Source organism: Streptomyces sp. NRRL S-350, from assembly GCF_000719705.1.
In the GTDB taxonomy this organism is placed as follows: Bacteria; Actinomycetota; Actinomycetes; order Streptomycetales; family Streptomycetaceae; genus Kitasatospora.
In genome coordinates this window covers 151,065-169,956 of record NZ_JOHO01000012.1, presented here as the reverse complement: position 1 = coordinate 169,956, position 18,892 = coordinate 151,065, and the positions used below count along the sequence as shown (strand labels likewise).

General features: G+C 71.4%; 18 protein-coding genes. 9 read left to right on the top strand and 9 right to left on the bottom strand.

Annotation, left to right across the window (positions count from 1 at the left end):
• The first annotated feature begins 441 nt into the window (after positions 1-441).
• Together IF30_RS47820 and IF30_RS45215 are read left to right on the top strand one after the other, a co-directional pair.
• Positions 442-978 (top strand): hypothetical protein, encoded by a 537-nt coding sequence (locus IF30_RS47820; protein WP_030237549.1) that lies wholly within the window; start codon positions 442-444, stop codon positions 976-978.
• A complete protein-coding gene (locus IF30_RS45215) occupies positions 978-1,454 on the top strand; it encodes a helix-turn-helix transcriptional regulator (protein WP_158835078.1) in 477 nt (158 codons plus the stop codon). Before IF30_RS47820 ends, IF30_RS45215 begins: the two co-directional genes overlap by 1 nt.
• An 845-nt stretch (positions 1,455-2,299) precedes the next feature.
• Here the strand turns inward: IF30_RS45215 and lexA are convergent.
• From lexA to dnaE, 3 genes are read right to left on the bottom strand one after another with little or no spacing between them, the layout of a single operon-like run.
• Positions 2,300-2,992: a transcriptional repressor LexA gene (gene lexA, locus IF30_RS0115020; RefSeq protein ID WP_030237543.1), complete on the bottom strand. Its 693-nt coding sequence runs from the start codon at positions 2,990-2,992 to the stop codon at positions 2,300-2,302.
• 36 nt (positions 2,993-3,028) lie between these two features.
• Positions 3,029-4,111 carry a DNA polymerase Y family protein gene (locus IF30_RS50215; protein ID WP_051710321.1) on the bottom strand — a complete coding sequence of 361 codons (1,083 nt, stop codon included), beginning with the start codon at positions 4,109-4,111 and terminating at the stop codon, positions 3,029-3,031.
• A 5-nt stretch (positions 4,112-4,116) separates the two neighbouring features.
• Positions 4,117-7,533 (bottom strand): DNA polymerase III subunit alpha, encoded by a 3,417-nt coding sequence (gene dnaE, locus IF30_RS0115010; protein ID WP_063752640.1) that lies wholly within the window; start codon positions 7,531-7,533, stop codon positions 4,117-4,119.
• Positions 7,534-7,869: 336 nt separating this feature from the next.
• Between dnaE and IF30_RS0115005 the strand changes: the two genes are divergently transcribed.
• Entirely contained in the window at positions 7,870-8,613 is a 744-nt protein-coding gene (locus IF30_RS0115005; protein ID WP_030237535.1) for an SOS response-associated peptidase, read from the top strand.
• Between the two features lie 83 nt (positions 8,614-8,696).
• Here IF30_RS0115005 and IF30_RS41525 read toward each other — a convergent pair whose 3' ends face one another.
• Positions 8,697-9,233 carry a hypothetical protein gene (locus IF30_RS41525; protein WP_037900002.1) on the bottom strand — a complete coding sequence of 179 codons (537 nt, stop codon included), beginning with the start codon at positions 9,231-9,233 and terminating at the stop codon, positions 8,697-8,699.
• A gap of 275 nt (positions 9,234-9,508) precedes the next feature.
• Here IF30_RS41525 and IF30_RS0114995 point away from each other — a divergent pair, with 275 nt between their 5' ends.
• Complete coding sequence (locus tag IF30_RS0114995) at positions 9,509-10,012, top strand: hypothetical protein (protein WP_030237533.1); 504 nt, start codon at positions 9,509-9,511, stop codon at positions 10,010-10,012.
• A gap of 100 nt (positions 10,013-10,112) precedes the next feature.
• Here the strand turns inward: IF30_RS0114995 and IF30_RS0114990 are convergent, their stop codons facing one another.
• The 3 genes from IF30_RS0114990 to IF30_RS0114980 form a co-directional block, all read right to left on the bottom strand.
• On the bottom strand, positions 10,113-11,288 hold the full coding sequence (locus IF30_RS0114990; protein WP_030237530.1) for a hypothetical protein: 1,176 nt from the start codon (positions 11,286-11,288) through the stop codon (positions 10,113-10,115).
• A gap of 294 nt (positions 11,289-11,582) precedes the next feature.
• Positions 11,583-11,996, bottom strand: coding sequence for a hypothetical protein (locus IF30_RS0114985; protein WP_030237528.1), 414 nt, complete (start codon positions 11,994-11,996; stop codon positions 11,583-11,585).
• A 33-nt stretch (positions 11,997-12,029) separates the two neighbouring features.
• On the bottom strand, positions 12,030-12,572 hold the full coding sequence (locus IF30_RS0114980) for a hypothetical protein (RefSeq protein WP_030237525.1): 543 nt from the start codon (positions 12,570-12,572) through the stop codon (positions 12,030-12,032).
• Positions 12,573-12,816: 244 nt separating this feature from the next.
• On the opposite strand from IF30_RS0114980, the gene IF30_RS0114975 reads away from it, so the two are divergent.
• Complete coding sequence (locus IF30_RS0114975) at positions 12,817-13,203, top strand: hypothetical protein (RefSeq protein WP_030237523.1); 387 nt, start codon at positions 12,817-12,819, stop codon at positions 13,201-13,203.
• An 85-nt stretch (positions 13,204-13,288) separates the two neighbouring features.
• On the opposite strand, the gene IF30_RS0114970 is transcribed toward IF30_RS0114975, so the two are convergent.
• Positions 13,289-13,531, bottom strand: a complete 243-nt coding sequence (locus tag IF30_RS0114970; protein ID WP_030237520.1) for a hypothetical protein — start codon at positions 13,529-13,531, stop codon at positions 13,289-13,291.
• 314 nt (positions 13,532-13,845) lie between these two features.
• Between IF30_RS0114970 and IF30_RS0114965 the strand changes: the two genes are divergently transcribed.
• Positions 13,846-14,403: a hypothetical protein gene (locus IF30_RS0114965; protein ID WP_030237518.1), complete on the top strand. Its 558-nt coding sequence runs from the start codon at positions 13,846-13,848 to the stop codon at positions 14,401-14,403.
• A gap of 160 nt (positions 14,404-14,563) precedes the next feature.
• On the opposite strand, the gene IF30_RS41520 is transcribed toward IF30_RS0114965, so the two are convergent.
• On the bottom strand, positions 14,564-15,856 hold the full coding sequence (locus IF30_RS41520; RefSeq protein WP_158835076.1) for a helix-turn-helix domain-containing protein: 1,293 nt from the start codon (positions 15,854-15,856) through the stop codon (positions 14,564-14,566).
• Positions 15,857-16,079: 223 nt separating this feature from the next.
• Here IF30_RS41520 and IF30_RS47815 point away from each other — a divergent pair, with 223 nt between their 5' ends.
• The 3 genes from IF30_RS47815 (at position 16,080) to IF30_RS45210 (ending at position 18,869) form a co-directional block, all read left to right on the top strand.
• The gene (locus tag IF30_RS47815) at positions 16,080-16,220 is read left to right on the top strand and encodes a lasso RiPP family leader peptide-containing protein (RefSeq protein WP_158835074.1); all 141 of its coding nucleotides are present in this window, start codon (positions 16,080-16,082) and stop codon (positions 16,218-16,220) included.
• A gap of 109 nt (positions 16,221-16,329) precedes the next feature.
• Positions 16,330-18,174, top strand: a complete 1,845-nt coding sequence (locus tag IF30_RS0114950; RefSeq protein WP_030237511.1) for an asparagine synthase-related protein — start codon at positions 16,330-16,332, stop codon at positions 18,172-18,174.
• A complete protein-coding gene (locus tag IF30_RS45210; protein ID WP_234322704.1) occupies positions 18,171-18,869 on the top strand; it encodes a lasso peptide biosynthesis B2 protein in 699 nt (232 codons plus the stop codon). The genes IF30_RS0114950 and IF30_RS45210 overlap by 4 nt, the downstream gene beginning before the upstream one ends.
• Positions 18,870-18,892 lie beyond the last annotated feature (23 nt).

Genomic DNA, 18,892 nt, shown 5'->3' with positions numbered 1-18,892 from the left:
ACCGAAGTTCACCCACACACACCCAAACAACCACCACCGGCCACAGCCGCCGACAACCGACCACCCCCACCACCACCGCCACCCCACCCAGGGGGGCGCTGGCTGGGTGGCGGGCCTCGCGCGCGCGAGGCCCGGTAGCTGGGTGGTTGCTCTTCTTTAGAAGATGGGCGCACGCCTGTGACCTGCGAAAACGCGAAAGTTATATGCACTCAGGGATGCATGGACTGGGTCACCGCGGGGCGGAGCTGCATGCATCGCATACCCGCATAGATCGAAGGTCGGACGCGGACTGAATGGTGAGGCAGCCTGACGGCCTCGGACAGGGTGGGCTTCGCCGCGCCAAGGTGGGCGACACGGCGCGGCGAAGCCAACTTGCAGGCCTTTTCATATGCCGTCTGATATGTTCTCAGCCGTTCTGGAGGACCACAGAGAGGACGGCCGGTGACGGAGTCCACGCCTGGCCGGCGCCGCAAGACCCCAGCTCAGAAGGTTACTAACGGGCTGGAAGAGATCCTTGGTGACAGCCTGCAGAGGCTGCATGACGCCAACCCAGGGATCGGCTTCACGCTGATCGCTGACACCAAGCCCAAGAAGCACGCGCCAGCCACCACCCATGGCGGCAGCTGGGCAGGCATCGACAAGGAGCTGCTGCGGAACATCCATCTGTTCGAGTTCTCGAACAAGGAGCGCGCGGTCCTCGACAACATGACTGCAGACGTCGATAAGGACGGTGTCTGGAAGGGCACCCAGGCGCAGCTCGCCGCGACCCTGCGGTGCAACCAGACCACGGTCTCGCGGGCCATTGTTAAGCTGGACCGCAAGAACTTCGTGTGGAAGGTTGCGCGAGGAACGTACCAAGTGAATCCGACATGGGCATTCGGTTGGGGCTCCGACCACTCCGCAAGAGTCATTGCGAAGATCGGCAAAACCGTAATGGCGACGAAGGTCATCAAAATTCCCGGGAAGAAGGCGGCCTGATGAGCTCACCCGCTGAGCAACTCCCTCAGATCCCCCAGGAAGAGTTCTGGGTCAACTCCCTGACGTTTGAGTACCTGCCGAACGCCAAACTGAATGGCACCGAGCGGGATATTCTGGACATTCTTTTCTCCAGGCAGGAATACGGTGGCCTGGTGGAAGTCACCCAGAAGGAACTGGCTAAGCGGCTGGGCGTCCAGCAGCCGAACATCAGCCGCGCGCTCGCCGGCTTGGCGCAGCGCGGCATCATCGACCCGCCCGAGATCCGCCGTCGAGGCCAGATCCGCATCCATCCCCTGTTCGCCCGATACCCCAGTGCCCGGCATGCTGCGGCAGTCCTCCAGGACCCCGAGCTCGTCACCTGGCGTCTCGACATCCCTACCCCTGAAATGCGACCTCCCCGCCTGGAGGTCGCATCCCGGCCGGCAGAACGGCCAGTACGTGGTCAGCGTCCGGCTCTCCGAGTAGTCCGAGGCTGAGCAGTCAGTTCGTCAGTTCACTGCGGTGCCAGGCTCCGGTGGAGTCTGGCACCGCAGCATTTCCGCAGGTCACCGCTGATGCATGCATGGACCATGTGCGGATTGATATGTCGTGCTGCATGGCCGCGGCCCGGCCGCAGGAAGCCCCATCTGGAGGCCAGCAGGATGCATGCACGAACATATCCCGTTTGATATGTCAGGACTATGAGGGGCACTTCGCCGGGGTTCGCCCGGCCGCGGCCAACCTCCCGGTAGGCCGTGTCTGTCCATGCTCACGGCAAGGCTGGGCCCCTCCGCGGTGCACCTCAGCTGCAGAGGGTCGCCTCCCGCTGCGCATCACTGTGGCTGGCAGTAACAGTGATGCGCACGGATCAGCATCAGCCTTGACTGGCCGAAGGCTGACCGGGTGGGCAGCGGCCGGCTGGGGCCGGACGTACTGCAGGCCCGAGCGGACTGCATCGTGGCGCTGCCGAGACCCAACCGCGCCGCCGAAGCCGTCGACCGTGCCGCCTCGGACCGCATGGCTCGATCGACGCCGCCCTCGACGCGCGCCGGAATCGCTTCTCGACAGAAAACTTGCCCCGAAGAGACTGCCAGCAGCTATTTATAAATTCTGCCGGTGGCATTGCGGAAAGGCCGCGGAATGAGGGACGCGGGCGTTTGGAGATCTCTTAAGGGTCTGAAGCCTCGGAGAGCGGCCTCCCAAGGCGCGACAGTCACCAAGAGTAACCAAAGCCCTGAGAAGGAGGCCCGGGCCAGGCGGGAGCGACATGCGATGTGAGGTCTGGACAACGCGCCCAGATGGCCTCCATCCCCTACGAGGTCACTCAATCTCTCCTCTAGAACTAGAGGCGGCGGAGAACCGCGACGACCTTGCCCAGGATGGTCGCATTGTCGCCTGGGATGGGCTGATAGTCCGGGTTGTGCGGCATCAGCCAGACCTTGCCGTCCTCGCGCTTCAGGCGCTTCACCGTGGCCTCGCCGTCGATCATTGCGGCCACGATGTCGCCGTTCTCGGCCACCGGCTGGCGGCGGACAGTGACCCAGTCTCCATCGCAGATCGCCGCTTCGACCATGCTGTGGCCGCGCACGGCGAGCGCGAACAGCTCGCCCTCCCCCACCAGCTGACGGGGCAGGGGGAAGACGTCCTCGACCGTCTGCTCGGCCAGAATCGGCCCGCCAGCGGCGATCCGACCCACCACCGGCACGTACGAGGTGGAGGGACGGATGGCTGCTGGCTCGGGGACTCCAGTGATGCCGAGGCGGTAGTTCGAGAGGCAGTAGGCCCGCGGCCGGTGCGGGTCCTTGTAGACCAGGCTCTTACGCTCCAGAGCTGTCAACTGGTGGGCGACCGAAGAAGTCGAGGTAAGGCCGACGGCCTGGCCGATCTCCCGCATCGACGGCGGGTACCCGCGCCTCTCAACAGAGTCGCGGATGCACTCGATCACCGCCCGCTGACGGTCGGTCAAGCCGTCTTCGCCGGTGCGGATGCCGCGCGGCCGGCCGGACCGCACGGAGGGAGGTGTCTCATCCGTCACGGCGTACTCCTTCGGGGTGGATCTTGGGGTGGCACTCTATGCCCGCTCTCCTGGCCTCGTCCATGCACTTTGCGCGCTCCGACCTGCGGTGATGGCATTCCGTCCAGCTCGCGGCACGGACAGTACGGCGGGCGCAACCGCGCCGATCCCGTAACGGGCGGCGGCCTTGTCCAAGACGGGCTCCAGCGTGCGCACCGCCTCGGTGGCCGCGTCGAAGGTCAGCTGCACCCCCTGGACGCCGACACTGGTGCTGGTCAGGCCGCCAGCCCGGGCGGTGACCGCGCGGATCCGAGCCCGCTCCAGCCCCAGCGCGCCGAATAGGGCGTACAGGACGTCACGCAGTACGGGGCTGTGGCCGGTCGCCTCTGGCAGTGTCCTGGACTTGGTGGTTGAGGAGCGGTCCGCGTAGGTCACCTGCAGTTCGACGGTGCGGGCGCTCTGCCCGGCGGCGCGCAGCCGGGCGCCGAGGTCGAGGGCGAGGTCGAGGAGGGCGCGGCGGACTTCAGCGGGGTCGAGGACGTCGTGGTCGAAGCGGCGGGTGGAGGTGATGGTGGCCGGGGGTCCGGCCGGGGTAATGGTGCGGCGGTCGGTGCCGTGGGCGCGTTCAGCGAGGAGGCGGCCGGTGCTGGCTCCGGCGATGCGCTGGACGGTGGCCACGGGGACGGCGGCGAGTTCGCCGATGGTGTCGATCCCATACCGGCGCAGTTTGCGCTCCAGCGCGAGGCCAATGCCGGGGAGGAGCCGGACGTCCTGGGCGTGGAGGAAGGCCCGGGCGGCGGTGGGGTCGTCGGGCAGGGCCTGGACGGTGCCCGGGCGGGCGGTGTCGGCGGCGAGGGTGGCCATCATGCGGTTGTTGCCGAGGCCGCCGGTGGTGATCAAGCCGAAGCGGGCGGCGAGGCGGGTCTGCAGCAGGTCGGCCAGCTCCACCGGGGCCCTACCGAAGTACTTCACCGCGCCCGCGAGTTGGAGCAGTGCGCTGTCGGGTGGGAGGGCCTGGACGACGGGGGTGATGTCGGCGAGGACGGCGAAGACCTGCCGGTAGGTGTCGAAGGCGGGGCGGTGGCAGCGCAGGTGAAGGACCGTCACCGCGCTGGTGCCGCTGCTGCTGCTGGGGGTCATCGTGTTCACCCCGCCGCGCCTGGGGAGGCGTGCCAGTAGCGGCCGGCGCCACCGGAACGGCCGGGCTGCTGGTCGGGGGTGTCGTGGTCGGCCGGGTCGGCGGTGGGTGCGGCGAGCAGGGCTCGGACGGCCGCAGTGCCGCCTTCGGCGCGGGCGCGGGCGAGGTCAGTGAGGTCCCAGGCGGCGTGGCCGACGACCGACAGGGCCTTGCCCCTGCGCTGGAGCTGCCCGCGGACCACCAGCAGCCAACTGTGGAAGAGGGTGTGGGCGGCGCGCTCGGCGTCGGGGCCGTGGAAGAAGGCGAGGTCGACTAGCTGGCCGCCGGATCCGTCGTCGAGGGTGAGGAAGATGGTGCGCCGGCCGTCCTTCTGCGCGCGCGGCGGGGTCTGGATTGCCGTCTTCGCGCCCGCCACCAGCACGGTGGCTCCGTTCTCGCACTCGCGCAGGCCGGTGGCCGGGGTGATGCCGAGCTCGGCCAGCAGCGGGTGGTGGTCGGACATCAGGTGGCGGGAGGCGTCCATCCCGATCACGGCCAGCTCCTCCTGGAGCTCGTCGGCTGGCGTCATCGCTGGCAGGCCGGTGGCTGCCGGGGCGCCGTCGGCCAGTTCGGCGGGCAGCGCCAGCTGGTCGGGCACGGGGCGGGCGCGGTGGCGGGCGTGGAGCTCGTCCAGGAGCAGCAGCAGGTCGCGGCGCGGCCGGGCGCCGCCCGGGACCGAGCTCAGCGCGCCGATCCGGGCCAGGCCCTGGGCGGTGGGCAGGGAGGGGCGGGCCCGCTCCCAGAAGTCTTCCACCGACCGGTACGGCCGGGCCGCGGTGATGCGCTCCACCTCGCCGTCGGTGATGCCCTTGACGGAGGTGAGCGCGATCCGCACGCCGACCCTGCCGTCGGGCAGTGTCTCGGCGCGGTAGCTGGCCCCGGAGTGCTCGACGTCCACCGGTAGGATCGGCACGCCCCGGCGGCGGGCGTCGGTGAGGACCACCCGCAGCGGGTACATCCCGGGGTCCGCGGCGAGGACTCCGGCGAAGAACTGGGCCGGGTAGTGCGCCTTCAGCCAGGCCGACTGGGCCACCGGCACCGCGAACGCGACCGCATGCGCGGCGGCGAACCCGTAATTCGCCATCCCAGCAAGGGAGTTGAAGCACCGGTCGATGGTCTGCTGGTCGTATCCGGCCGCCGCCGCGCGGGAGCGGAACCAGGACTCCAGCGCGGGCAGCCGCTCCGGCTTGCCGAGCGCGCGCCGGGCCTCCTCCCCCATCGCGACATCCGTGCGCGTCAGGATCGCGATCATCTGCGCGACCTGCTCGTTGAACACCAGCACGCCCCGGGACGGGGAGAGCACCTCGGCCAGGTCCGGGTGCGGGTAGGCCGGCGGGCGGGTGCCGTTCTTCGCCGCCAGGTACGGCTTGACCATGTCGGCGGCCAGCGGCCCCGGCCGGAATAGGGCGATCTGCACCACCAGATCCTGGAATTCCCGGGGCTGCGAGCGCCCGAGCAAATCCCGCTGCCCGGGTGACTCGAGCTGGAAGACGAACAGCGACTCGCCCTCGCGCAGCAGCTCCATCGCGGCCTCGTCGGTCAGCGGGACCTGCTCGCGGTCGTCCAGGTCGACGCGGCGGCCGGTGGTGCGCTCGATCTCGGCGACGGCGTGCGCCATCGCCGACTGCATCCGCACGCCCAGGATGTCCAACTTCAACAACCCGAGGTCCTCGACGTCCTCCTTGTCGAAGCAGCTCATCGGCAGGCTCTCCCCCGCCGTCGGCATCACCGGCGTGCGGGCCAGCAGGGAACTGTCCGAGAGCAGCACCCCGCACGGGTGCATCGCGATCCCGCGCGGCAGCCCGTCCAGGCCCTCCACCAAGTCCCACAGCCGCCCGTAACGCTCGGCCTGGGCCGCCACCTGGCGCAGCTCCGGCAGCTCGGCCATCGCGGTGCGCACCTCGCGCGCCCGGATATGCGGGAACGCCTTGGCCAGGCGGTCGACCTCGGCCGGGTCGATGCCCATCGCCAGGCCGGCATCCCGGATCGCCCACCGCACCCGGTAAGTCTCCGGCATGCTGACGGTGGCCACCCGCTCCGGCCCGAACCGCTGCAGCACGGCCCGGTAGCAGTCGATGCGGCGCTCGGACTCCACGTCCACGTCGATGTCCGGCAGGCTCTTGCGCCGGTAGGACAGGAACCGCTCCATGATGAGCAGCGGCTGGTGGTCCAGCGGGTTGGCCACCGAGATGCCCAGCAGGTGCACCAGCAGCGAGCCGGCCGCCGAACCGCGCGCGGCCACCCGGATCCCCAGCGCCTTGATGTCCTCGACGACCTGGGCGACCGTCAGCAGGTACGCGGACCAGCCGAGCGCCGTCACCACGTCCAGCTCCGCCCGCAGCCGCTCCGGCCCGTCCAGGCGCCGGTCCAGCCCGAGCCGCACCATCTGCGCCTCGCACCGCTCGCGCAGCACCCGCGGCGAGGACCCCGGCACCAGGCCGAGCCGGTCCTCCTCCGGGAAGTGCACCTTGCCGATTCCCAGGTCGGAGTGAGGGTCCAGGCGGCACTCGGCTGCGGTGCGGGCGGTCACCGCCAGCAGCCGCTGCGCGCCGCCCGCACCCTGCCCGGCCGCCTCGGCGACCTGCCCGGCCAGCTCGGCCATCACCGCCGGCGGCTTCAGCCACCGCTCGCCGCCGTCAGCGCCGCCGCGCGGCACCGGGCGTAGCAGCCTCGCGGCGTCCAGGACGTCCGCCACCAGACCCTGGCCGGGGTCGGCGTAGCGCACCGCATTGGTGAGCACCGCCTCCAGGTCGAGGTCTGCCGCAAGGCCCACCGTGCGGGCGGCCAGCCGCAGCGAGCCCGGACCGGTGCCCGGGCGGCCGAGGTGAACGGCTTCCAGGCGCAGCGCCGGACCGAACATCTCCCGCCAGGGGGCGAGCAGCTGGGTGGCGCGGTCCGGGCGGCCGGCCGCCAGCGCCCGCATCGGCTCCGAGCCGGGGCCGAGCAGCACGGTCAGGCCCTCGGTGTGGCCGGCCAGCACATCCAGCGGCACCACCGGCTGGCCGCCGCGCGCGGCCCGGGCCGCCCAGGCCGCGCTGACCAAGGCGCAGATGTTCGCCCAGCCGGCCTTGTCGCGGGCCAGCACCGTGATCCGGGGCGCGGACTCGTCCACGAAGGCCCCGCCGCGCGCTGGGGACCGGCGCCGCCCAGCCGCGGCGGGCGGCTCGGCCAAGCCGACCGCGAGGTCCGCACCGAACAACGGCCGCAACCCCACGGCGGCGCACGCCTTCGCGTGGCGGACCACGCCGGAGACGGTGTCCCGGTCCGTCAACGCCAGCTCCGTGAGACCGCGCTCGGCGGCCCGCTCGGCCAGCGCAGCCGGGAGGGAGGCGCCGTAGCGGACTGAGTAGCCCGACGCGGAGTGGAGGTGCGCGAACACCTCGATCACCTCCGGTCGTCAGCCCCTTCTCGTTGTCACCCGGACTCCCCTTCCGGCACCCCCAGTAGCTCATATGTTCGAATATCCGTGCAAGCTGCATTACCGCAGGTCGGGGCTTCGGGACGGTGCGCGACTACCTCTCCGGCCGTTGGGGGCGCGGCAAGCAGCGGTTGGGCCGGGTGTTCGAAAGAATCTTGAAACCGGCCCTGGGGTGCCCCCGGGAGGGCGACCTAGAAGCGGCAAGCCGAGCGAAGTGGTACAACCCCAGCCTCGGCATGAGGCAGATGCCGACACGCGGTAGCCGGGCAGAGACGGCCCCCAACGGCGTGCGAGGCTGGGGTTATGTGCGGTAGGTACGTCTCCACGACCGGCCCGGTGGACCTGGCCCGGCTGTTCGACGCAACGCTGGCAGTGCCCGACGACGGGTTCGCGCCGAGCTGGAACGTGGCGCCGACCCGCGACGTCCTCGCCGTGCTCGAGCGCCTGGACAAGGAGAGTGGCGAGATCGCCCGGCAGGTCCGGGCGCTGCGCTGGGGACTCGTGCCGTCCTGGGCCAAGGACCCGTCCGGCGGCGCGAGGATGATCAACGCACGGGTCGAGACCGTCCACGAGAAGCCCAGCTTCAAGCGCGCCTTCGCCGCGCGGCGGTGCATCGTCCCCGCCGACGGCTACTACGAGTGGCGCCAGGCCCCGGCCGGTCCGGACGGCAAGCCCTACAAGCAGCCGTACTACCTGGCCCCCGCAGACGGGGCGCTGCTGGGGATGGCCGGGCTGTACGAGTTCTGGAAGGACAAGACCCGACCTGACGACGACCCGCTGGCCTGGCTGACCACCTGCACCATCATCACCACCGAGGCCACGGACGCCGCCGGCCGCATCCACGACCGCATGCCGCTGACCATCACCGCGGCCAACCGCGATGCCTGGCTCGACCCCGACCACACCGACCCCGACAGCCTGCGGGCGCTCCTGCACACCCCTTCCGGTACCGAGCTCACCGTCACGGCCGTCAGCACCGACGTCAACAACGTCCGCAACGACCGGCCCGACCTCTTGACCGAGGTGGATGACCCCCTGCCCGTCTGAGCACACCGGGTACGCGACGAGCTGCGGTCGCTTCGCGAGGGCCCCAGTCGCCGAGCGAGTTGGACGCTGTGCCGTCGCGCTGCTCAGTCGGAGGTGATCTGCTCCCACAGGGCCTGGGCAGCGAGGCCGGCCTCCAGGGCGAGCCCGAGGATGCGCAGCGTCTGGTCGGAGGGTTCGTCGCTGCGCTCGGGCAGAACACCCGACAGGGTGCAGAAGACCTGGGTAGTGACGGAGGCGAGGAGACGTCCGAGGTCTTCGTCGCCGAGTCCGGCCAGCCGGGCGTTGACGCTGACGAGCGGCTGCTCCTGATCGTCGCTGTCAGGTGCTGGCCTCGGGTCGATCCTCTGCTTGGCGACGTCGAGGCGCTGGGTGAAGGCCGTGTGGCCTCTGGCCCAGTCTGTGGCTGCGCCCGCGGTGGGCGAGCGCAGCGAAGCGAGCAGAGCCTGGCTGGCGTTGTACTGCTCCATGACGGGGTTGGTGTAGGCCGTGAGTGCCGCGCCGGTGAAAAGGCTCGAGAACCCGTGGCTGGCCTCCAAGCCGCGCAGGTACGCGCCGGAGGCTTGGGCGAGTGCCGCGTTGCGCTCTTCCATGGCCTTGAAATAGGAGGCGATCGTGCTCATCTTGGGCTCCGTCCGGGAAGTCGGTGACCGGGCTTCCAACCCTGGGCCTGGCCCGTCGGCCCCGCACCCCGAGCACGACTCGAAGCTGGCTGCAGTTCGCTAGCATGAGCGCGGGCCTCCGGGTTCCTTGCCCGTACGGGCGCCTGGCACCGACCTGCAGCCGGGACGCCGGGCAGAAGAAGCTCAGCTTCGCCGGCAGCAGCACAACTCCATCGACGTCGGTTTCCAATTCTCCGGCGCGGCGAGGTCGGCGGCGTGCCCGAAGAGAGACCGTCATGGCGGACAGCAAGCTGCAGCGGATCGCCCGCATCCGGATGCTCGTCACCACCGAGACCTACCAGCAGGCCCTGCGTGCAATCGCAGTAGGCAGGGCCGTACCGGGCCTGAGCTCCGAGTACTCCTCGGCGATTTCCCGCGATCACCGCAAGGGCGATTACGCCGCGCTCTCGGAGTGCCCCGAGTGCGAGGCCGGGGCTCTGCTCGACTTGCTGAACATGCCGAAGCTGCACCGCGTGCTGCCGGAGGAGGAGCGCGAGGCGCTCGGCGAGGCTATGAATGCGGCCTTCAGCAGCGGCGGCGACGCGGCCGTCACCAGGATCTTCGCGGAGGTGGATCGCCTCTGCCCCGAGCTGACCCTGCCTCGGATCGACGCGGCCTGGCTCTGCCTCGTCTGCACCACCGGGTTTGGCGAGAACGACGTCATCCCCTGCGACCGATGCGGGCAGCCCACGACCGACACTGACACGGCCCAGTGCGGCTGCTGGATGGACCTGCTCTAGGGCACTGCCGCGGGGAGGAGGTGTTCCTGGCCGCGGACGTTCGGTCGGCCGAGTCTCCGGGAACCTACTACCCGGGACCCGGCCCGTCCGACGACCGGACTCAGAAACCCGTGGTCCAGCCCAGGGCCTCGGCGACGGTGCGCACGCCGACCTCCAGGGTGAAGGTGACGTGGAGACTGCGGCCGTCGAGACCGCTGCCGAGCTCCGCGAAGTGGTCGGCCAGTGTGCCTGGTTCGAACGAGTCGGAAAGGACGTGCCAGGGCGGGCGGTGCCCAGGGCGCTCCTGGCTCTGGGTACCGAGGGTCACCACGTAGGCGATGACGGCCGGCCAGAGTGTCTCGACCAAGTAGTCCTCGTGATCGGCATCCGGGTCTTCTTCGAGATCCTCGGCCAGGGTCGCCCGGAAGCGCTCGCGCAGGTCGGGGTGAGCTCGTTCGACGGCCTCAACGACCGCCTTCAGGCTGGCCCCCGGACCGAGACTGGCGAGAGCGGCCGGGCGGGAGTTGGGCGGGAGCCAGATCCACAGCAACGACGGGTCCGACCAGTGCTCGGCCGGGACGTACATCGCGCCCGCCTCGTTGAGGTGGGCAGCGAACGCCTCTCCTCCGGCGGATGCGAGCAGCGCCGCGACGGCGGACCAGCCGGCGGGGATGGCGAGGTCCTCGTCGATGAGGCGGTCGATTTCGAAGGCAAGCCGTGTGGGGTGGGCCCGGGCGAGCAGGTCACCGTCGAAGACGCAGGCCGGGCAGACGGTGAGCTCGTCCTTGGCGGTCGGGGCGAGCAGGTGGCGTGCGGGGTAGTGGTCGCCGCAGATTGTGCAGGCGGCGTGGTCGGTGAGCTTGGCGATCTCCCGTTCACGGGCCTGGGCGAGGGCGGCGGACACCTCGGTCACCAGGTCGGTGGGGCTCGTGGTGGCCGGTACCCGGTGAACCATCGCCTCGCCGGAGTTGAGGCTGATCCGCGGTGCGATGAACGTGAACTCGGGGACGATGGTGAGGTCCACCTGGTCGCCATCGTCGGGGTCGGCGTCCCAGATTTCCTGATCGGGCCGGGTGAGGATCGACCAGAGCGGACCCGGGTACCCGTCCCACTGGCCGCCTTCCGGGAAGCCGTCCGATGCGGTAGGCCACCCCGCGGCGCCGAACGCGCCGAGCATCCTCCGGTGAGCGTCCTCGGTGAGGATGTTCGGGGTGTCCTTGGCGATCCGGGCGGCGCGGGCGTAGCTGCCGTTGGCGGCGGCCCTGGTGGCCATCTTCCGGGCGCGGTCGCGAGTCATGGTCAGTCGATTCCGGCGCAGCCCCACGTCCCGCGCCTGAGCATGCTCGTGATCAGGTCATCGGAGTTCGGTGGTGAGATTCGGAGAACCTTGTCCACGGGCCGTGGCCACGTGGGAGCCATGGGGTGGGAGTCGGGCGGTCACCAACGCCGGTAAGAGCGTAGCGCAGCGCGGCACGCTGGCGTTCGCCTTCCGGGCGAGGCCGTGCCACCGGCCTGACCGGCCGGTCACACCCTCCCTGGGCCCGCGGTGCGTCCGCAGTCCGCCCGGCTTGGCGGCAAGGACTGCTCCGGGTCACCGTCCGGGCGAGGCAGCCGCGAAGCCGACTGCGATGTCGATCGCGGTGTTCGCAGCAGCACGGCGGGGACCGGGCAGGAGCCCTTCACACGTGCGCAGCATCTGCGCGGGATCCGGTGAGGTGCGGGCCAGCCGCCGGAAAGGCAGGGCAGCCCGGCCGGGTACGGCGTCGACCGTCAGCTCGGATGGAACCAGGCCCAGCCGCTGGACGGTGAGCTCCAGCGCCAGGAGCACCAGGCGGGCGGTGGCGGAGGCGCTGGTGGTGATCAGCGTGAGCTGCCCGTCCTGGCAGCTGGTGCAGCCCTCGTAGGCAGCGCCGAGGAGCTCGGCGATTTGCTGGTCCGCCGGATCGGTGTCCTGGGCGCTCGTGGTGAGGCGGAGCGGGAATGTGTGCAGGTGCTGGTCGCTCATCGGCGCCTCCGGCCGGAAGAGATTCGCTGGGGGTCACACTGCTGTTGTCTCCGGAGCGAACAGCCGGGGCCCGGCCGGGTCGGTCCAGTCGACGCCGCGGACGACGTCGGAGGACCAGGCCCGCCAGCCGTGGATGCTGTTGTCGAAATGCCCGTAGAGCGCGACGGTCTGAATCCGCGTGGGGTGATGGTCGGCGTCCCACTCCAGCACGGCGGTGACCGGCGACCCGGCGATGACGGCCAGGCCCCGGTGGGCGATGCGGGAAACCCAACCCTGCGGGGTGTTGATCCGGAAGTACGGGGCGTCCTGGTACTCGCTCTTCCAGGTGAAGATGACGCCCGGGACGGAGTAGGCCAGGTCGGTGGTCACCAGGGCGCGCGGGACGGGCGGGACCCGGGACGGGTTGTGGCCGGGAAGATCCGATCCCCGCCAAGTCCGGGCGTAGATCTCGTCCATGCCGTTCTCGCGCATTCTGGCGAGGTCGGCCTCGAACAGCTCCACGATCCTGGCACTGACCGCCTCGCCGATGGCCGCCCTGGCCTCGCGAACGTTCATCTCCACCGCGGCGCGGGCCATCCGTCGCTCCTGTCCCTGGTCGGCGCAGCCGACAGTCCGGCTGCCGGTCAACGGTAGTGGCCACGATGGTCCAAGAGGGTGTCGTCACCCGATCGGGTGAACAGCGCCGCGTTCCAGGGCGCTGTCCGAATCGGTGCCTGCTCCTGAGGCGGCACTCGGGTGAACCGGATCGCTCACCCACGACCTTGAGGGGGACGCCTCGGTTAGCGGGTCACCGGATGATCCATCAGCAAGGAGGTTCCTCGTGCGTCGCTCCGCCGTTGCGGTAGTTGCTGCCGTTCTGGCCGTCTCCGCTTTCAGCGCGCCGGCCGCAGATGCCGCGACCCGGTCGGCGAGTGCCTGCACACACCGGGGCGGCCCGCAGGTCTGCATCAGGATCGAGGGCACCGGGACCCACGTCGACAAGGTCACGGCGATCTGGACCAACCCGCCGAAGGGCGCCACCGACGCCACGGCGCACCTCTACCTTGACGGCAAGGAGGTCCACTACCCGCAGAAGGCCACCCGGCACGGGGACACGCTGAGCGCGGACTGGGGCTGGATGGAGTTCTCAGGCCGGATGTGCGTCGACTTCGACGGGGTGAAAGACCGGCGCGCCTGCGAGGACGTCTATGACTCGAACCACAGCTGAGCCTGCGTCCCGCGATCGGCCGGAACCCCAAGGCGGCCAGCACCCTTACTGATTCCTCAAGATCCCCGACAGCGGACAGAGCGCTTCACTGTGGGCCCTCTTCCGCGTTGCGTGCGGCGAGTCGCACCAACCATTCCTCATAGGCGGCCAAGTAGTCATCAGCGAGCACCTTGGCCTGCGCGAGTGCATCCTCACCCGGCTCAGCGCGGTCAGCTGATGCGCCGTGGGCAATGGTGCAGCACAGCCCGCGGGCGAAGAAGTCGAGCAGTTTCTCCCGCTCCTGCGCCGCCTCCTCCCGCGTCGTAATCGGTTCGGGGGAAACGTGCACCGCAAGCCTCCTGCTGGAAAGGCGTCGGGGACGCGACGGGACAGCGTGCGCCGACTCTTCGGACGGGGTGCGATTCTCCTCCCCCAACAGGAAGAACCCCTAATCGGCATCCCGTGATCGAAGAACTCGGCCGCATCTGCCGGGCCCTGCGTCACGGACCTGGTGGCCGAGCACTCCTGACCGCCGGTCGAGTACGAGGTGCCACCTCCAGAGCCGAATCCCCTGGTGGCAGTGACTGGATAGGGGGACGGTCGTTGCACCGTTCGGTGCCGCCGTCAGACGGTGCTGCGGGTCAGGAGGGAAGGAAGGCTGCTGTGAACGACGACCGGGATGGCGAAGGCGAGGAGCGGCACATCCGGCTCGACGGGGAGAACACCCCTGGCGCGCGGATCGCCCCGTACCCGAAGGGCTACATCTTCCCGATGACAGACGCCGCCTCGGCGTACACCATGGTCTCGACCAAGGTGCTGCAGGTTCTCCCCCAGTACGGCATCAGCCGACTCGCCCACGCGGTATTTCTAACGGCGCTCGCGGAGCCAGGCGCTACTGCTGGCCCGGAAGGCGACTGCCACAGCTGCCAGGGCCTGGCAAAGTTGGATCCGGAGGACCTGGCAAGCCGCCTCGGCGCGGAGACCGACGAGATCACGGCAGCGGTGCAGGAGCTGGCCGACCGTTCCCTGCTCCTCTCACCCGAGCGGCCGGACGACAACCTGTGGCAGGTCAACCCCACCGCCGCCTTCCGCGGGCCCTCCGCCGAGCAGCACAAGGTCATCAACCGCCTGATCGAGCAGCGGGGCGGAGAGTTCCCCGTACTGCCGGAACCGGGTACGGTCCTGGTCAGCGCGGTCACGGGCAAGACCTTCACGGCCTGATCCGGCCCCATCGGCGTACGCTTCCCCGCGACCGACAAACGTCACCCCCACTGCGACACAACTCCGTTGGTATGTCGCGGTATCTGACACATCTGTCGCCGTACCTCACACTCGCGCGGTTCCTCCGTACAGGCGGTGGCCGAGGCCAGTCAGACCCAGGTCATGCTGCGGACAGTCCGGCGCGGGTGGCGAAGTCCCGCACCCCGGGCAGGCGCCGGTCATGCCGGAGCAGCCCGGCCGCGAGGTCGCGGACCGCACCGCGGCGCACCTCCTGGGGGGCGGCCTGCTCGGCCGCGAGCAGCGCCCGGTAGCACTGCTCCGGCTTGCCCCACTGGTCGAAGGCGCGGGCCACGTCGGTGAAGAACCGGGCCCGACGCTCGGCGGTCGGCAACGCGGAGGGGTCGACGGTGCGGGCGACCTCGATCGCCCGGCCGGCGTCGCCGAGTTCATAGTGCACCGAAACCTCATGCAGCGTCACCCCCTTCACCCCGTCGACCAGGCCGGAGGAGCGCCCGGCCGTGGCGGCACTGTCGGCGCCCTCGGTGATCAGCGCGTGCGCGTATCCCCGGTCACCGCCCTTGGCGGCGGTGTACGCGGCGGTCGCGTACAGGTCGCCGCGCAGCGCCAGCCGCTCGGCCTCGGGCACCGTGGCGTCGGCCAGCAGTTCCTCGGCCGCCACCACCACGATGTCGGTCGCCCGGGCCAGGGAGCCCTGCCGGCGCCACGAGCTGGAGACCATCCGATGGGCCTCGGCGAGCACCAGCGGGTCGCCGCCGGTGCGCGCGGACGTCAACGCCCGGTCGGCGGTGACCGCCACCAGGTTGTTGTCGCCGACCTTGATGCACAGCCGCACCGCCACGTTGTAGAGCGCGGCCGTGCTGACGGCCTGCTGCTCCGGAGTGCCGACCATCTGCGCGGCGGCGATCCGGGCGGGCAGCGCCGCCGCGAGCTGGTCGTAGCGGGCGTCGCGGAACTCCTGGCGCGAGGCGGCCAGTGCCGCCGCCACCGATTGGGCGTTAGGTTCCTGACGGGGCGCAGGCAGGCGGCCGGTGCCGTACAGGAGCAGGTCTTCGAGTCCGGACAGCGGTCCGGCGGCGTGGGCGTCCTGCTGGAGGGCGGCCGGGGCGAGCACCGCCGCGGCCAGACCCAGGAACGGGCGGCGTCGCACATCGTCCTCCAACTCGCCGGCGGGGGTGCTGGTCAGCGTATCGGAGACGGAGGTCTCTTCCGGGCTTGCTGGGGCGAGCAGTTCGTCTTGGGTGGTGCCGAGCACCCTGGCCAGCGCTGACGCCACGGGGGGAGAGAGCGCGCGCTGACCGGCCTCGATCTTCTCCAACAGCGAGGTGGAGATCCGGGCGGCCTGGGCGACGTGGTCCTGGGTGAGGCCGAGCTTCTTGCGGAGGCGCCGGACGCGCCGGCCTACCACCTGCTGCCGGGTTCTGCTGCTGTCCATGACGCCCCCCGGGGCCGTGAGCGGCTGCCTGGCGCCCACCGTACCGACTCCGGGCGGCCCGCCGCAGCCCCGCCTATGCGGCGTCAACTCCCTTGTGTGGCTTGAGAACTCCACACAGAAGCCACACAGATCGGCCCTGCGTGTTCTCGAACACCTGACTTGGCGGCACGCTCGTTGTCAGCCGGCCCCGAGCCGGACACCGAAATCCCCTGCGGAGGCAGAGATGGACATCGAGATCGAGGGCACCGAGACCGGGACCGCGTACGTGGCGCCGGCCGTGGACGACCTGGGCGACGTCACCGAGGTCACCCTCGGGTCGGGCGGCTTCAACAACCCCGACTCCACCATGTACTGGCAGGGCTGACCGCCCCCGCGGCGCCGGTAGGCGCCACCCGAAGGTGAGCGCGCACCCCGGCACCCGCCGGGGTGCGCGGCTCTTTCCGGAACGCCACTCCACCAAGGGAGCCCCCGACATGAGGTATGTCGCAGGCACGGTCGCCCGTACAACCCCGCCCGAGTCCGGGCCGCGCCCGCGCGGCGGGAACGAGATCCATGCCGACGGCACCCTGCGCGTCTGGGCCGTCGGCCACGACCCCGGTGAAGTCCGGTGCTCGGCCTCCCGGGACGGCACCGCGCAGGTGATCCTGATCGGCGTGTGCCCGCCCACCGCCGAGGAGGCCCGGGGCGCGGCCGACGCCGCCGCCGTCGGCCGGTGGCACGAGGCCGCCCGGCTGCCCGGCTCCTACCTGGCCATCGTCCGGGCCGGCGGCACCGTACGGATCATCGGTGACCGCGCCGCCGCCATCCCGGTGCACTTCACCGCCACCAGGCAGGCGGTGACCTGGTCGACGTCCGCCGGCGCGCTGGCCGCCCTCACCGGCGCCGCCCCGGATCTGGCCCGGCTGCTGGCCGAGGTCACCACCTGGGGCACGGAACCCGGCGGTGACGGTTGGTTCGACGGCGTTCACCGCGTCCCGCCGGGTGCCGCGCTGACCCTCGCCCCCGGCGCGCCACTGGTGATCGAGCGGCTGCCCCTCCCCGCCGCCCGCTCGTTCGCCGACGCCGCCGAGCAGCTGCGCCACGAACTGCCGCTCGCGGTCGGCCGCCGCGCCCTGGCCGACGGGCAGCTGTCGGGCGACCTGTCCGGCGGCGTGGACTCCAGCTCGATCGCCTGCCTGGCCGCCGCCCACACGGACCTGATCGCGATCACCTACGTGGACGCGGCGATGGCCGGTCAGGACGACACCCGGTACGCGGCCGAGGTCGCCGCCGCCTACCCGGCCGTCACCCGGCACCTGGTGGATGGCCGGACCGCCGGATCCCGGCACTTCGACCACCTCGCCGACCCGCCGGCCGTGCCCGGCACCGATGCCCCCGCCCTCAGCGTCGCCATGCTCGGCATCATGCGGGCGCAGCTCGCCCCCGCGCTCGCCGCCGGCAGCACCGGGCACCTGACCGGCTGGGGAGGCGACAACGTGCTGGACGCGCTGCCCTCCCCTGCCGACCGCTACCGCTCGGGTGCCCGCGCAGCAGGGCTGCGTGACGCCCACCAGCTCGCCCGGGACCGCCGAGCTCCCGCCCACCCCCTCCTGCGCGCCACCGCAGCAGCCGCCCGCACCTCCTACCCGAAGGGCCTGGCCCGCCTCGCCGACACTCTTCCGGCCGGGCGGGCCCCGAGCGGGCTGCCCGACCCGGCCGACGCCGCCCGCTGGTGCGGACCACTGCCCGCCGCCCGCTGGCTCACCCCCGCCGGGCGCACCGCCGTGGCCCACCTGGTCGGTGACCGCGCGCAGACCGCAGACCCGGACCTGGGCCCCGGAGCACTGCGCGAGCGCCTGGCCCTGGAGGCCACCGGCGCCGAGTTCACCCACTTCGACACCCTGACCCGCACTCTGTACGGCCTGCCGCTGCACGCCCCGTTCCTCGACACCCGGATTGTCGACATCTGCCAGGCCGTCCCCGCCTGGGAGCGGCGCCAGCCGGGTGACTTCAAGCCCTTGGCCCGAGCCGCCCTCACCGGCCTGGTCCACGCCCCGCTGCTGGCCCGCCGCACCAAGACGGCGTTCAACGGCATCTACGACGGGCTGCGCCACAACGCCCCCGCGCTGCGCGCCCTGCTCGCCGGATCGGCGCTGGCCGAGGCGGGCCTGCTCGACCTGGCCGCCGTCCTGGCCTCCCTCGACCGGACAGCCCACGGTTCCCCGGCCGACCTGGTCAGCCTGCACGCCCTGGTCGCCGCCGAGGTGTGGCTGACGAACCAGCAGAGCACCTTCGGCGCCTGGTGGGAGCCGACGCTGGCCCGGGAGGGCGCCCGGTGACCGCGGGCCGCGTCCACGCCGCCCGGGGCCCGGCCGGCGCCGGGGTGCTCGACCTCGCCACCGGCCGATGGATCATGCTCGACCCGGTCGCCGCCGACCTCCTCGACCTGCTGGCCGACCCGGACGGCAGGGCCGCCGCCATCGAGGAGCTGACCGCCCGCTGGGCGGCCACCGGCGCCGAACCCGACCGGGTCCGGGCCGACCTGGAGCGGGCCGTCGGCGACCTGGACCGGCTGCTCGCCGGGCGCCCCGTCCACCGCACCCCGCCCGGTCCGCTCCCGCCGGTCCGCTTCGCCCCCGCCGCCCGCCCCACTGTCCGGGCCCGAGCCGCCGCGGCGGTCGGCCTGGCCGCCGCCGTGCTGCTCCTGCGGCTGCTGCCGATGCGTCACGTCCACACCCTCGCCCGTGCCGCGGCCCGCCTGCCCGGCCGCCCAGCCCGCCTCGGCGACGCCGAATCCGTCCTGGCCGCTGTGCGCAGCGCGGGGCGCTGGTGGCCGGGCCGGGTCGCGTGCCTGGAGGAGTCCCTGGCCGTCCACCTCGGCTCGGCCCTCACCGGCCGCCGGGTCTGCTGGGTGCTGGGGGTGCGGTTCGCGCCGCGCGGAGCCCACGCCTGGGTCGTCGCCGAAGGGCACGTGATCGGCCAGGAGGAGGCGGACCGCGTCTGGCCGTACCTGGCCGTCCTGGCCACCGACTGATTCGAACAGGTGGTGGAACGGGG

What these genes read in the sequence shown, in the direction of transcription:
- IF30_RS45215 (WP_158835078.1), top strand. Translation starts at nt 978, where the DNA reads ATGAGCTCACCCGCTGAGCAACTCCCTCAGATCCCCCAGGAAGAGTTC.
- IF30_RS50215 (WP_051710321.1), bottom strand. Translation starts at nt 4,111, where the DNA reads ATGACCCCCAGCAGCAGCAGCGGCACCAGCGCGGTGACGGTCCTTCAC.
- IF30_RS0115005 (WP_030237535.1), top strand. Translation starts at nt 7,870, where the DNA reads ATGTGCGGTAGGTACGTCTCCACGACCGGCCCGGTGGACCTGGCCCGG.
- IF30_RS41525 (WP_037900002.1), bottom strand. Translation starts at nt 9,233, where the DNA reads ATGAGCACGATCGCCTCCTATTTCAAGGCCATGGAAGAGCGCAACGCG.
- IF30_RS0114995 (WP_030237533.1), top strand. Translation starts at nt 9,509, where the DNA reads ATGGCGGACAGCAAGCTGCAGCGGATCGCCCGCATCCGGATGCTCGTC.
- IF30_RS0114990 (WP_030237530.1), bottom strand. Translation starts at nt 11,288, where the DNA reads ATGACTCGCGACCGCGCCCGGAAGATGGCCACCAGGGCCGCCGCCAAC.
- IF30_RS0114985 (WP_030237528.1), bottom strand. Translation starts at nt 11,996, where the DNA reads ATGAGCGACCAGCACCTGCACACATTCCCGCTCCGCCTCACCACGAGC.
- IF30_RS0114980 (WP_030237525.1), bottom strand. Translation starts at nt 12,572, where the DNA reads ATGGCCCGCGCCGCGGTGGAGATGAACGTTCGCGAGGCCAGGGCGGCC.
- IF30_RS41520 (WP_158835076.1), bottom strand. Translation starts at nt 15,856, where the DNA reads ATGGACAGCAGCAGAACCCGGCAGCAGGTGGTAGGCCGGCGCGTCCGG.
- IF30_RS47815 (WP_158835074.1), top strand. Translation starts at nt 16,080, where the DNA reads ATGGACATCGAGATCGAGGGCACCGAGACCGGGACCGCGTACGTGGCG.
- IF30_RS0114950 (WP_030237511.1), top strand. Translation starts at nt 16,330, where the DNA reads ATGAGGTATGTCGCAGGCACGGTCGCCCGTACAACCCCGCCCGAGTCC.